The sequence below is a fragment of the Bacteroidota bacterium genome, assembly GCA_021300195.1.
Taxonomy (GTDB): domain Bacteria; phylum Bacteroidota; class Bacteroidia; order J057; family JAJTIE01; genus JAJTIE01.
Genome location: JAJTIE010000051.1, coordinates 1 through 13,754 on the forward strand (window position 1 = coordinate 1; position 13,754 = coordinate 13,754).

At 58.5% G+C, this 13,754-nt stretch carries 11 protein-coding genes and 1 tRNA gene; 3 read left to right on the forward strand and 9 right to left on the reverse strand.

Features of this window, described 5'->3' with window-relative positions; all coding sequences use genetic code 11:
* The first annotated feature begins 2 nt into the window (after positions 1 to 2).
* Positions 3 to 86, forward strand: a tRNA-Leu gene (locus LW884_10550).
* Between the two features lie 355 nt (positions 87 to 441).
* On the opposite strand, the gene LW884_10555 is transcribed toward LW884_10550, so the two are convergent.
* The 9 genes from LW884_10555 to LW884_10595 all read right to left on the reverse strand — a co-directional run bounded on the left by LW884_10555 (position 442) and on the right by LW884_10595 (position 11,141).
* Positions 442 to 831 carry a hypothetical protein gene (locus LW884_10555; protein MCE3008767.1) on the reverse strand — a complete coding sequence of 130 codons (390 nt, stop codon included), beginning with the start codon at positions 829 to 831 and terminating at the stop codon, positions 442 to 444.
* A 121-nt stretch (positions 832 to 952) separates the two neighbouring features.
* Entirely contained in the window at positions 953 to 2,362 is a 1,410-nt protein-coding gene (locus tag LW884_10560) for a dipeptidase (protein MCE3008768.1), read from the reverse strand.
* Between the two features lie 58 nt (positions 2,363 to 2,420).
* A complete protein-coding gene (locus LW884_10565; protein MCE3008769.1) occupies positions 2,421 to 3,806 on the reverse strand; it encodes a cation:dicarboxylase symporter family transporter in 1,386 nt (461 codons plus the stop codon).
* Positions 3,807 to 3,880: 74 nt separating this feature from the next.
* The gene (locus tag LW884_10570) at positions 3,881 to 5,323 is read right to left on the reverse strand and encodes a SpoIIE family protein phosphatase (protein MCE3008770.1); all 1,443 of its coding nucleotides are present in this window, start codon (positions 5,321 to 5,323) and stop codon (positions 3,881 to 3,883) included.
* 76 nt (positions 5,324 to 5,399) lie between these two features.
* Positions 5,400 to 6,836, reverse strand: coding sequence for a SpoIIE family protein phosphatase (locus LW884_10575; protein MCE3008771.1), 1,437 nt, complete (start codon positions 6,834 to 6,836; stop codon positions 5,400 to 5,402).
* 65 nt (positions 6,837 to 6,901) lie between these two features.
* Complete coding sequence (gene mltG / locus LW884_10580) at positions 6,902 to 7,972, reverse strand: endolytic transglycosylase MltG (GenBank protein ID MCE3008772.1); 1,071 nt, start codon at positions 7,970 to 7,972, stop codon at positions 6,902 to 6,904.
* An 86-nt stretch (positions 7,973 to 8,058) separates the two neighbouring features.
* Positions 8,059 to 9,465 carry a hypothetical protein gene (locus LW884_10585; protein ID MCE3008773.1) on the reverse strand — a complete coding sequence of 469 codons (1,407 nt, stop codon included), beginning with the start codon at positions 9,463 to 9,465 and terminating at the stop codon, positions 8,059 to 8,061.
* A gap of 46 nt (positions 9,466 to 9,511) precedes the next feature.
* Positions 9,512 to 10,336 (reverse strand): C4-type zinc ribbon domain-containing protein, encoded by an 825-nt coding sequence (locus LW884_10590; protein MCE3008774.1) that lies wholly within the window; start codon positions 10,334 to 10,336, stop codon positions 9,512 to 9,514.
* Positions 10,320 to 11,141: a Nif3-like dinuclear metal center hexameric protein gene (locus LW884_10595; GenBank protein ID MCE3008775.1), complete on the reverse strand. Its 822-nt coding sequence runs from the start codon at positions 11,139 to 11,141 to the stop codon at positions 10,320 to 10,322. Before LW884_10595 ends, LW884_10590 begins: the two co-directional genes overlap by 17 nt.
* A 110-nt stretch (positions 11,142 to 11,251) precedes the next feature.
* Between LW884_10595 and LW884_10600 the strand changes: the two genes are divergently transcribed.
* Together LW884_10600 and LW884_10605 are read left to right on the forward strand one after the other, a co-directional pair.
* Positions 11,252 to 12,871 (forward strand): S8 family peptidase, encoded by a 1,620-nt coding sequence (locus LW884_10600; GenBank protein MCE3008776.1) that lies wholly within the window; start codon positions 11,252 to 11,254, stop codon positions 12,869 to 12,871.
* 139 nt (positions 12,872 to 13,010) lie between these two features.
* On the forward strand, positions 13,011 to 13,754 hold a 744-nt coding region (locus tag LW884_10605; GenBank protein MCE3008777.1), incomplete at its 3' end, for a TerC family protein.

The window sequence follows — 13,754 nt, forward strand, 5'->3', positions numbered from 1 at the left end:
ATGCCCAGATGGCGGAATCGGTAGACGCGCTGGTCTCAAACACCAGTGGTGGTGACACCGTGGGGGTTCGAGCCCCCCTCTGGGTACTTTTTTTGTACATGGGGTGCACACTTGCACCCTTTTTTTGTGCAAAAAACGGCCATTTCCTCCTCGCTTGAATAGTCCAAATACAGGTCTTTCTGTAAAGTTGATCGGCCTGTTAACCCCTCCCGAACACTTTCAAAATAGCTTTCTTCCAGCTCTATCTCTCTTACCTGTTGCTTGAATTATTTGTACAGCTAGTCTTCATGGTTTTCATCTTGATTAAAAGAATGTAATTTTCCCTGTCGGGCCTTGCCAGGCTAGCGACCGGATGGGGAAAAGGCCATACGGTATTTTTCAGTTGGCACCGGTCATTCCTACAGGGGAGTAGACCAGTTTAGAAACCCCGCTCTCTCACCTCTAGGCGGTTTCAGCCAGAAAACCCGGGCCGCAGCGCAGCTTGCTGGCCAGGGCATCGGTGGGGCGGATTACACGCCAGAATGGCACTATTGCTGTGATGGGGGTGCCAGCCAGGTATTCGTCCCAAGCACACTCGGCCACTATGCGCAGAAAGATGCCTGTGGTAACTGGGCAGGTGTAGCCTACCCCGTGCTCGGCAGCCAGGTCTTTGCGCAGCTGGGCCGGGGTGGTGTGCTGCCCCGGCTCCAGGTGCCGCAGGTATGCCGCTATCTCGGCAGGAGAGGAGATCAGGAAGGGCGTGTGGGCCGGTATGCCTGCAAAGGGCCTGTCCGTCTGCTTCACCTCCGGCTTGCGGGCAGTTTCGAATTTCTCTTTCCAGCTTTTTGCCATACTACTCAGTTGGATTATCCCCATGCTACGGCCTGGGCCCATGCGTATTGGTGGCTAGCTGCACCTGGGGCGGATGGATCTGTATCGCTACAGATTTGCACTAGCCCTGGGCCGCGCGCTTCTAGGCGCCTGCGTGCTCGGCCTGTGTTTCAAGGCTGCTGCTGGCCAGTGCGCGGTACTTGCCGTAGTACAGGCAGATGGTTTCGATACCCTTCAGGTAGTTGAAGATTCCGTAGTGCTCGTTGGGGCTGTGGATGGCATCGCTATTCAGGCCAAAGCCCATGAGTACAATGGGTACCTTAATTGCCTGGTCGAATGCGGCCAGGATGGGGATGGATCCGCCCTCGCGTGTGGCGATGGGTGCCTTGCCAAAAGACTGGGTCATGGCCTCCACCGCTGCCTGATAGGCGGGGGTGTGTACGTCGGTCAGGTAGGGGTTTCCACCATGGTGGGGGGTTACCTTTACCCGCACACTCTTGGGGGCTATGCGCTCAAAATGCTCGGTAAAAAGGCGCGTAATGGTTTCGCTATCCTGGTGGGGTACCAGGCGCATGCTTATCTTGGCGTGTGCCTGGGCAGGCAGTACGGTCTTGCTGCCCTCGCCGGTGTATCCGCCCCATATGCCATTTACGTCCAGGGTGGGCCGTGCACTGGTCTGCTCCAGGGTGCTATAGCCCTGCTCGCCCCGGGTGGCGGCTATGTTCAGGTGCGCGTTGTAGGCTGCCTGGTCAAAGGGGATGCGCCGGTACTCATTCCGTTCTTCGGGGGTTAGTGCCAGCACGTCGCTGTAGAAGCCGGGTATGGTAATGCGGCCGTTCTCGTCCTTCAGGCTGGCTATCATTTCGCACAGCACATTTACCGGGTTGTCTACCGCACCGCCATACACCCCGCTGTGCAGGTCTCGGTTGGGGCCTGTTACCTCCACCTCCACATAGCTAAGGCCACGCAGGCTGATGCTGATGCTGGGTGTGTCGTTGGCCAGCATGCTGGTGTCAGAGATCAGCACCGTATCGCAGCTTAGCAGCTCGGCATACTTGCTTATCACCTCGGGCAGGCTCACGCTCCCGGTTTCCTCTTCGCCCTCTATCAGGAACTTTACGTTGCAGTCCAGCTTACCCATCTGCATCAGTCCCTCCACAGCCAGCACATGCATATACATCTGTCCCTTGTCGTCGCAGGCACCTCGGGCATAGATCTTTCCGTCGCGAATTTCGGGCTGAAAGGGGTCTGAGGTCCACAGATCCAGGGGGTCGGCCGGCTGCACATCGTAGTGGCCATAGATCATTACGGTGGGTGCCTGGGGGTCTACTATTTTCTCGGCGTACACCACCGGGAAGCCGGAGCCATTTAGCAGCTGGGCCTTATCCATGCCCATTTTCCGGAATTTTCGCAGCAGGAAATCAGCCGCCTGCAGCACATCGTTCCGGTACTTGCCATCGGCACCCACGCTGGGTATGCGCAGCAGGTCGAACAACTCTGCCAAAAACCGGTCTTTATTTTTCTCGATGTATGCAAGTACCTCCTGGTGCATAAGTGTGAGCGCTTAATGATTTGTTACTGAATAGAACAAAGATAGCAAGAAACGCTTATCATTCTTGCACCTCTGGGCCTTTGGGGGGTTCTAGCACCCCCTCCCAGCGGGCAATAACGGCACTGGCCAGGCAGTTTCCCACCACATTGATGGTGGTTCTGCCCATATCCATTAGTTCATCTATGCCTAGTATGGCAAAAATAACATACATCGGCAGGCCAAACTGTGCGGCTGTGCCCATCAGGATAATGAGCGAGGCACGGGGCACACCCGCTACGCCCTTGCTGGTGAGCATCAGGGTGAAAACCATGAGCATTTGGGTAGAGAAGTCCAGCTCCACCCCCGCTGCCTGTGCTACAAACACCGAAGCCAGGGCCAGGTAGAGGGTGGTACCATCCAGGTTGAAGCTGTAGCCAGTAGGCAGCACAAAGGCGACTACGTGGCGCGGTACGCCAAACTGCTCCATCCGCTCCATAGCGCGCGGCAGGGCCGCCTCGCTGCTGGTGGTGGCAAAGGCGATGGATGCAGGCTCCTGCACCGCCCGGAGAAAACGCCGGATGGGTATGCGGGCAATGAGGGCCACCGGCAGCAGCACCAGTAGCACAAAGGCAATGAGGGCCATGTAGAGGGTGGCCAGCAGCTGAAGCAGGTTTTGCAGCACATCCAGCCCCATGTGGCCCACGGTATAGGCCATGGCAGCCCCCACGCCAATGGGGGCCAGGTACATCACCAGCTCTACAAACTTGAACATGGTTTCGCTCAGGCTCTCGCAGAAGCGCAGCATGGGCCTACGCACTTCATCTTTTTTCACAAAGGCGAGGGCTACGCCAAAGAGCAGGCTGAAGATTACAATCTGCAGCACCTGCCCCTCGGCTACCGACTTGGCCAGGTTCTCGGGGAAGATGTGCAGGATGATGTCTTGGGCGGTCTGGCTTTTTGCTACGGGCACTCCGGCATCCTGCTCCTGCATGGCCTGGGGCAGGTGGATGCCCTTGCCTGCCTGCGTCAGGTTGATGGCCCCCAGGCCGATAAAGAGTGCCAGGGTGGTTACCACCTCAAAGTACAGCAGGCTTTTCCAGCCCATGCGGCCCAGCTGCTTCAGGTTGGCATGGCCGGCTATGCCCACCACCAGGGTGCCAAACAGCAGGGGGGCAATGCTGGCCTTTATCAGCTTCAGAAAGGCCTTGCTCACCACCTGCAGGCCCGTGGATGTGGTGGGGAAGTAGTACCCCAGGGCCACGCCCAGCACCATACTGGCCAGTATCCAGGTGGTGAGGTTTCGGCGCTGGATGGCGTATAGCAGCAGCGTAAAGAGCGCCACGCCCTGGCTAAGTACCAGGAGCGTAGCCGGTAGCCCGCCCAGCTGTGTATCTATCAGCAGGAGCAGGGCCGCCACAGCTGCCGTGGCCAGCAGCATCAGTAGTAAGCGCGTGTGTGAGGGCATGGGTGCTAATATAGGGAATGGCCCCCAATGCATCTGGCTTTTGCCAGTGCAATTGCTACCAGTGGGGGGTGTGGCTACCGGGTGTGTGTCCGCAGGTCGATGCCGATGCAGAGCATGTCATCCAGCTGCTCTTGGGTCTGCATCCACTGTTTTAGTTCGGCCTCCATGGCCTGCCTTTGTGCCTCGGCGGGCAGGCTTGCCAGGGTCTCGGTTATCAGGCTACGCAGCCGGGTAGCGGTGTACTTTCGCTGCTGCGGCCCTCCGGTCTGGTCTGTTATTCCGTCGCTAAACAGGTAGAGCAGGTCTGCCGCTTCCATAGGCATCACCGTTTCCTCGTAGGGGATGTCTGGCTGGTAGGGTCCGCCCAGTGCCCGCCGGGTAGCTTTTACCTCGGTTATCTGGCCATCCTTCACTACCCACAGGGGTCTGTTTGCGCCAGCAAAGTATACTTTTCTTTCGGCCAGGTCTAGCTTCAGCAGCGCCAGGTCCATGCCATCCGCAGCACCTGATCCGCCCACATGCTGGTTCAGGCTCCGGCGTATGCCCTGGTCCATAGCTTCCAGGATTTGCGGCAGGCTTTTCATGTGCTTGGTTTGTATATCCAGGTTCAGCAGGCTCTGGCCCAGTGCGGTCATCATGGCACCTGGCACGCCATGGCCCGTACAGTCGCCCAGCGCCACATAGGCCGCCTCGTCTACCCGGGCTACCCAGTAGAAGTCTCCACCTATCATTTCCTTTGGCTTATTCAGCACCCACAGGGGCACGGATAACTCTGCCAGTTCATCGGCCCCAGGCAGCATGGCATTCTGCAGCCGCTGGGCGTACACAATGCTGTCTCGTATATCCTGGGCCTGCTGCTGTATTGTATCCAGGCTACGGGCCAGTTCCTCGTTTTTATCCTGGGTATCCAGCAGCAGGTCGGCTATACGTATTTCGGCCTTGTAGTTCAGCCGTATCTGTTGGCCGATGGTGGCTGCCAGTACCATAAAGGCAAGAATTTGGGTGATAATCAGGATAACGTTTGTTTCCTGTGGCTTCAGGTCGGGCAGCCCTGCCACCACCAGGTAGGGCCGGATGTACTGAAAGCAGAGGAAGAAGATGGCTGATACGCCCACGCCCAGGGCCAGGTAGCGCCACTCGCGGGCATCGAACAGGAGGGTGGGCAGGAGGGAAAATGCCAGCAGCAGCACAATGCCTGGGGGTACATCCAGGCTGAGGGGAGAGGTACGGGCCAGGCTGAAGGAGGCTACCAGAATGGGGGCCAGGGCGATAACCAGCCTGGCCAGCTGGTGGTAGCCCTGCCGGAGCAGTAAAAAGCTGAGGCCAATGCTGATGCCTGCCAGCAGCATGGTACTGTCTTGGGGCAGGCCCAGTACATGGGTCATAACCTCTACCACCAGCACCAGCACACTGAGCACGATGATAAGCCCGGTGGTAATCACCAGCTTGCGCTGCACGTAGTCGGGCATTTCATCCCGAACACCGAAGTAAAGTATGTTTCGCAGGGTCCTTTTCATCCCACAATCTTAGGAGGAAAAAAGGGCTGCTATACTGGTGCTAAATCATTGACTATTTCATTTTTTCTCTACCAACTTAGGCCAGCGAAATGCCCATTAGCAGCATGTCGTCCTGCTGCGCGTAGGTGCCTTTCCAGGTTCGGATGTGCTGCTCCAGCAGGTTTAGTTGCACGGCTGCCGGTTTGCCCTGTAGCTGTTCCTCTATCAGCTTTTGCAGTCCGGCCTGGGTAAATTTTTTGCCATCCAGGCTGCTCAGCTGGTCTGTTATCCCATCTGTAAACAGGTAGAGCGCACTATAGCCCTTGAAGGAGAAGCTGTGTAGCTCAAATTCAACGTCCTGAAGGAATTTTCCGCCCAAGCCCCGCTTAGTGGGCTTTATCTCTTGCACTTTTCCTTTGCTCACTAGCCATAGCGGCCTGTTTGCCCCACTGTAGGTTAGTTTTTTCTGTGCCAGATCCAGGTGTACGAGCGCAATATCCATCCCGTCGTGTGCCGTAGCATACTGCTCGTCCTGGCTTAGCGCCTCCTGTATGTCCAGGTGCAGGCTTTCCAGTATCTTGGCGGGGTTAGTCTGTTGTTTTACGGCCACTTCCTGGTTTATGAGGCTTAGGCCCAGCGCTGCCAGCATGGCCCCCGGTACGCCATGGCCTGTGCAGTCTGCCACGGCCAGGTAGTATCCGTCTTTTGCCTCGTGTAGCCAGAAAAAATCTCCGCCTACTACCTCTCGGGGCTGGTAGTACACAAAGGAATCGGGCGGAAAGCGGGCTAGCAGGTTGTCGTGCGGCAATAGGGCGTTCTTCAGTTTTCTGGCATACTCTATTCCGGCGGTTATGTGCTCAGCCTGGTCGTTTATGATGCTTAGGCTTTGCTTTAGCTCCTCATTCTGTTCCTCCGTGGATTCCAGTATGTGGCTTATTCTATTCTCGGCCTTGTAGTTTATCCATACCAGGCGCGAGAGACAGATAAACAGGGTGGCAACACTTAGCCCATCGATGATGTGCCGGGTAATAATAAACTTGGTAGAACCTACTGGATCAAAGTTTATTTCGTCGGCCTCGAAGTAGGCACGATAGTGATGAAAGCCCAGGAAAACGGCTGCGTTCAGCAGCAGCGCGGCGCTCATGTGCTTCCATTCTCGTGCATCGAACAGAACCGTGGGCAGAATGGTGAAGGAGAGAATGAGCGGTATGCCGATCGGGATGGGCAGGCTTGCGGGGGTTACATAAGCCACACTATTTGCGCTAAGCGCGGTAGGACAAACCGAAAGCAGCCAGCGTGCTACAAGGTGGTGGCCATACCGGTTGAGGATAAAGCAAGGAATAGCCACGACAAGGCCCCGCAGAAGTGGATAATCATGCGTTTGCCCCAGCACCCACTCCATTACCTCAATCACCAGGGTTATGGCCAGTAGTGCCAGCATGATGGAGTTTGTCAGCCGCACTTTTCTGCGCTGATACTCCGCCAGGTGTGCATAGGCGCCTATATTGATGATATAGTCTATTGTTCTCTTCACACAATACGATTAATCACCAAAAAATTACTGGATAAAAATGAATAACCCGAGAATTCGGCAATTTATTACTCAAATATTCGCTGATCGTTCAGCCAGGCGTGGTAGGCACGTGCAGCCTGGTTGTGCTCTGCCAGGGTGCGGCTAAAGGTGTGGTAGCCTACCTTTTGGGCACTGGCACAGAAGTAATAATACGCGTGCTGCTCGGCCCCCAGTACAGCCTCGATGCTGCTTTTCTCGGGCAGGTTAATGGGCCCGGGTGGCAGGCCTGTGTGCCGGTAGGTATTGTAGGGGTTATCTTCGGTGGCTTCTATATGTCGCTTGAGTATGCGCTTGAGGGCAAAGTCGCCCAGGGCAAACTTCACGGTGGGGTCGGCCTCCAGGCGCATGCCCTTGCGCAGGCGGTTCAGGTACACCCCGGCCACACGGGCTTTCTCGCTGTTTCGGTTGGTTTCGGCCTGTACAATGCTGGCTAGCGTCATCACCTCTATGGGCGTTAGCCCCAGGGCTTCGGCCTGTGCCTGGCGTTGGGGGGTCCAGTAGCGGTCATACTCTTTCTTCATGCGCAGCACCAGGTTTTTGGCGCTGGTAGTCCAGTACAGCTGGTAGGTGTCGGGTATAAAGTAGGCCGGTAGGGTCTGCGGGTTTGCCCCCAGCGAATCCAGCAGTCGGGGATCTTTCAGTGCAGCCTGTAGTTCCGCCTTGCTGAAGCGAAATCGGGGGGCTACCGTCTGTGCCCACTCGTCCAGGGTGCGGTGGCTGATGAAGCTGAGTCGAACAGGTTCCTGTAGTCCTGCCCGCAGCATGCGTATCAGGGCCCGGTTGTGCAGGCCGGGCTTCAGCGCATAGCGTCCTGCCTTTGCTTTCTCCAGGTGCATTAGGCCAGCCAGGGTGCGGAACCGGCCCGGGTTTTGCAGGCCTGCTTCCTCCAGTATGGGTATCAGGCTGTCTAGCTGGGTATCTGTGTGCAGGTAGAGCAGCTGTGGCTGCTGCTTGGGCTTCATGCTGGGTGTGTACAGATACAGATAGCCGCCTAGCCCCAGCAAAAGGCCCCCCACTAGCAGCAGGCCAATGAAAATGAGTAGCCCGGTTCTTCTTTTCCGAACCCGGTTCTTCTTTTTGCGCTTTTTTCGGCTCATGGCTGGGTAGAGTTCTGGGGGGGGTGGAACGCAAAAGAGGGTGCTGCCAATCTATTTGTCCTACGAAACTAATACTTATCGGGCAGCTAGGGTAGCTGCCGCAGGGCAGTTTTGGTTTTTAGCTCCAGGCCACGCCTGTAGGGGATGTGGTGGTACCGCAGGGCCGCCCGGTATTCGGCTCGGGCCTTGTCATAGTGGCGCAGGCGTGCAGCATCCTGGCCCAGGTAGTAGTGTGCATAGGCCTGCATCCAGCGTGCCTGGTCTGCTACGGGTGCCACCGCCAGCAGGTAGTAGTGCCTGGCCTGGCTGGGGCTGCTGGCTGCATACAGCCGCCCCAGGCGGTAGTACAGCTCCACCTGTAGGTCTGGGGCCAGCCTGCCCGCGTAGGGCAGAAACGCCTGGGCTGCCGATATGCCCTCGTCGTAGCGGCCAGCATCGTACAGCTGGCGCAGGCGCAGCAGGCCCATCTCCATGTGGCTCATGCGGTGCACGGCATAGCGTGCAGCCCAGTGCAGGGCGTATGCATCCTGGTCAAAAGACGCAGTACTCGACTGTTTCAGGATAGCCTGACACTGTAGCTGCATGGCCGCCGTTTGCCCTAGCAGTGCCTGCGCCTGAGCAATGCCGGCCAGGGCATCCAGCCGGTATAGCGGCCCGGGGCTAAGCTGTAGGAAACGCTGGAAGGCAGCGATGGCCTGCCCGTAGGCATCGGTGTAGAAATAAGCCTTGGCCCGCAGGTAGCAGATGTAGGGCAGGGCGGGCTCGTGCGGCCTCAGCTGCTCCAGGGTGCGCAGGGCCTGCTTGTGCTGGTGTGTTTCTTGCAGGTAGTGGGCGTACACATAGGCTAGCAGGGCCATATCCGGCTGCTGCTGATATAGCTGTGCAATGCGCTGCCCTGGGCCGTGCACCTGGCCTAGCAGGGTACGCTCTGCAAAGTAGCGCACCAGCTCATGCTCTGGCGGCAGCCAGGCAGCCGACTGCCGGATCATCTGTAGGCCGGTGCTCAGGTCTCCCTGCATGCCCATCAGCTTCACCAGCCACTGGTAGCTGTCGGGCACGGCACTCATGGCCAGCTGGATCAGCCCACCTATGCGCTGGGCTTGCGGGTCGGCCTGGCCCAGCTGCTGCACATGCTTGTTCAGCAGCTGCTGGGCTCTTTTCAGTGCCTGGCCGGCAGGTAGCATGCGGCCTGCCGAGGCCAGCACGACGGCCTGTTTCAGCTCAATCTCTGCCGGGTATAGCCAGCGCTTGCTGCCGGCCGGCTTCTGCTCCAGTGCGGCCAGCTGGCGGGCACTGGCCTGTGTGTAGGTGCTGATGGCAGCCGGGCTTTGGGTAATCAGCGCCCGGTAGAAGGCTACATGGTTCTGCAGGTACAGGCGGTCGGCCAGCGCCGGAACCCTGGCAGCATAGTCTTCTGCCGCATTTAGCTCAAGGCGAAAGAGCAGGGCAGAAAACTGTGTGTGCTGGCCATACAGGCTTGGTATGCCCGCCACCCACCCAGGGAGGAGGAGCAACAGGAGCAGGCTGCGGAGGGCTATCCTACTCAGCAGCTTCGGTCTCGCTTTTGGCAGCAACTCGTCGGGTAGTCTTGCGGCGTACACTGGCCTTTTCGTCCTCTACCAGCACGGGCTCTTCCACACCAAAGTAGGACTTGTCTACCAGAATGCGGCCACAGTTTTCGCACACGATCAGTTTTTTGCTCTGCCGGATTTCGGCCTGGCGCTGGGGGGGGATGATGGCGAAGCAGCCACCACAGGCACCCCGATCCATGGTTACCACAGCCAGCCCGTTGCGCATATTGCCCCGGATGCGGCTATAGGCGCGCTGCAGGCGCTTCTCCAGTTTTTCCGAGGCCTTTTTGCTGTCTTCCATCAGCTTCTGCTCTTCGGCACGGGTCTCTATAATAATGACTTCCAGCTCTTTGTTTTTGGCATCCAGGTCATTTTTCCGCTCGTCAAAGGTGGCCTGCACCTCATCCATTTTGGCTTGCTTTTCTTCTATGAACTCGTGGAAGATCTTGATCTTGCGTTCGCTGGTCAGTATCTCCAGGTTGGCTAGCTCAATCTCCTTGTTCAGGGCTTCAAACTCCCGGTTGTTCTTTACCTCATTCAGTTGCCGCTCGTACTTCTTGATGAGTTCCTTGCTCTCGGCTATTACATTCTCGCGGTTGCGGATTTCACTCTTGGCATTGTCTATCTCCTCATGCAGGCGCTCCAGGCGGGTGCGCAGGCCTTCCAGCTCATCCTCCAGGTCCTGTACCTCTTCAGGCAGGCCTCCGCGTATCTGGCGCAGGCGGTCTAGCTGTGTATCAATTCTTTGAAGATCAGCAAGTAGCTGTAGGCGTTGTTCAACTGTGTTTTCCATGGGCTGCTGGCGCGTGTAAATGATACTGGACCGGATTGGTATATACCTCGGACAAATAGGCTGCGAAGTTAAGAAACTTTTCGCGAAAAAAGGCATACAGCATATCCGGTGTATACCGCTCGCTTTCGTAGTGGCCAATGTCCAGGATCATCAGCCGGTCTTCATGGTCGAAGAAGCGGTGGTAGGTAATGTCGGCCGTTATCAGGGCATGGGCACCGGCTTCGCGCGCCGCCTCTATCAGGAAACTGCCTGCCCCCCCGCATACGGCCACGGTCTCCAGGCGGGTAGTTCCGCTGGGCAGGGTATACCGGATGGCCGGGCTGCCAAAGGTGTGCGCCAGCAGGTCCAGCAATTCAGTGGGGGTGTGGGGGCGGGGCAGCTTGCCAATCAGGCCGGCACCTGCCTGCGGCTGGTCTGCCGCCCTGGGGGCCAGTATGCGCGTGCCTGCCAGGCCGATGCGCTTGGCCAACGCGTGGTTTACCCCCGTAGGCACATTATCCAGGTTTGTATGGATGGCATATAGCGCAATGCCCTGCTGGATGGCTGCCAGGATGGTGCGGCTCACATAGTCCGTTCCGTTCAGCCGCTTGCGGGCACCAAACCAGATGGGATGGTGGCTGATGATGAGGTTGCAGCCCTTCTCGGCCGCCTCGGCTACCACAGCCTCGGTACAGTCCAGGCTGAAGAGTACGCCCGTACAGGGGGTGTCGGGCCTGCCTACCATCAGGCCCGTATTGTCATAGCCCTCGGCCAGGTGCAGGGGTGCCCAGCTTTCAAAAGGGGCGATCAATTCGGATATTCGCATCCACAAAAGAAACAAAATAGCAGCCCCGCTGGTCGTTTGGGCACGTTTGGGGGCCGAATAATCGTATACAGGATATGCAAAGCTTCGTCCACATTCTGCACCTTGCACTTGTGTCCACCTCGCTACTCAGTTCTGCGCTAGGCCAGCAGTATTGGGTTCGGTTTTCGGACAAGGGCCCACAAACCCCAACCGCTCAGGTGCTGCCCGAGGCGGTGCAGGGGGTGCTGACAGACCGGGCACTGGCACGCAGGCAGCGGAACCACATTGTGCTTACCCCTGCCGACCTGCCCGTGGCAGCCCACTACCTGGCCGGTATAGCCCCGCACATAGGTAGCCTGCGTGCCACCAGCCGCTGGCTGAATGCAGCCTGGGTGGTGGGGGCCGATGTTTTGGCCCTACAGCGCCTGCCCTATGTGCAGGCCGTGTACCCGGTGCCCATGCAGGGGGCGGGCACCCATGTGGCGGGCATCGCCGGGTGCAGGGCCATACCTGCCGCCCAGGCAGGCAGCATGCAGCGCGAGCATGACTATACCCGCCTCAGCAGCCTGCATGCGGCAGGCCACACCGGCTGCGGGGTACTGGTGGCGGTGTTCGACAGTGGCTTTCGGGCGGCAAACACGAATCCTGCCTACGACAGTCTGTTTATGCAAGATCGGATTATCGCCACACAGGACTTTGTGGCCGATGAGGCGGACGTGTACGAGGACGACAACCATGGGAGCGATGTGCTGAGCCGCATGGCTGCCCTGCTGCCCAACCAGTATGTAGGGTCTGCCCCCCATGTGCAGCTGGCCCTGGCCCGTACCGAGGATGTGGCCAGCGAAACCCCCGCTGAGCTGATGAACTGGCTGCTGGCAGCCGAGTGGGCCGATGCCCTGGGCGCCGACATCATTAGCAGTAGCCTGGGGTACAATGACTTTGATGGAACTGCCGATGACCTGACCCTGGGCGACCTGGATGGCGAGCATAGCCTGATAGCCCGGGCTGTAGACATGGCTGCTGCCCGCGGCATCCTGGTGGTAAGCAGTGCCGGGAATGAGGGCAATTTGCCCAGCTGGGGCCGCATTACCACCCCCTGCGATGCCGACTCGGTGCTCTGTGTAGGGGCTACCAATTTCACTACCGCACAGATTGCCGGCTTTAGCGGGCGGGGGCCCACGGCAGACGGACGCCTTAAGCCGGAACTATCTGTAATGGGCCAGGCGGTGCCCTACATCAACACCCTGGGTGCACAAACCAGCGGCAGCGGCACCAGCTTTGCCGCTCCCTATGTGGCGGGCATGGCTGCCTGCCTGCTGCAGGCCGCGCCCACAGCCACTGGCTGGCAGCTGCGCCAGGCCCTGATACAGGCGGCCGACCGAACGGCCAACCCCGACAATGCCTATGGCCACGGCAGCCCAAACATGCAGCTGGCACTAAGCTGGCTACAGAGCTGTGTGGCCTTGGGCAACTGTACCCCCACGGATAGACGTGCGGCAGCAGAACCCCTGTTGGCCTCCGTGGGGCCAAACCCGAGCACAGGCTCGCTTCGGGTGCAGCTGGCCAAGCCCGGGCCTGCCAGCTGGCAGCTGCACAGCCTGCAGGGGCAGCTGCTGGCACAGGGACAGTGGCAGGGGGCGGGCATCCAGCTGCTAAGTATGGCGCTGCAGACACCAGGCATCTATCTGCTGCGCCTGGCACAGGGCGGGCAGCTGCAGCACATACGCCTGGTGCTACAGCCCGCAGGCTAGGCGCGGGCATCCGCCCACGCTGCATAGCCCGGCAGAGGTGCGCCAGGCCCTATAATAAAATGGTGCAAGCTAATTTGCAGATAAGCCGTAAGTTTACCCTTGCTTGCAGATGTGAGTCTCTACTAACCTACCTACCCGCATGGAGCAACTAATAAGCCTCTTTAGCCAGGCCGAGACCTGGATCAGCTTTGCCAGCCTATTTGCCATGCTGATTGTGCTGGACATAGACAATGTGATTTTTATCGGTGTGCTCACCACCAAGCTGCCGCCTGGGCAACAGGAGCGTGCACGCAACTACGGGCTGCTTATCGGCGCGGTGATGCGGGCAGGCCTGCTGCTGGGGGTAGACCTCCTGATCCGAAACCAGGCCCCCCTGTTTACCGTGCTGGGGGCGGAGCTGAGCCTGAAGGACCTGATTATGGTGGGTGGTGGCCTCTTTCTGCTTACCAACACCACCCTGGAGATACACAACAAGCTGGAAGGCCCCAAGGGGCCCGCACCCCGGCGGATAAAAATGCAGCTGGGAGGCGTGCTGGTACAGCTCTCGGTGCTAAACCTGGTGTTCAGCTTCGATAGCGTAATCACCGCAGTGGGGATGGCCAAACATGCAGCGGTGATGGTGCTCGCCATCCTGTGCAGCATGCTGCTGGTTTTTCAGTTTGCAGGCAGTGTGGGGCGCTATGTGCAGCGGCACCCTACCATGAAGATGCTGGCCCTCAGCTTCCTGCTACTTATCGGCATGCTGCTGATTGTAGAGGGGATACACCTGGAGGTACCCAAGGGCTATATCTACTTTGCCATGGCCTTCAGCCTCTTTGTAGAGGTGCTGAACCTGAACGTGCGCCGCCGGAACCAATACCGGGATGGGCAGCTCGCGGCTAGC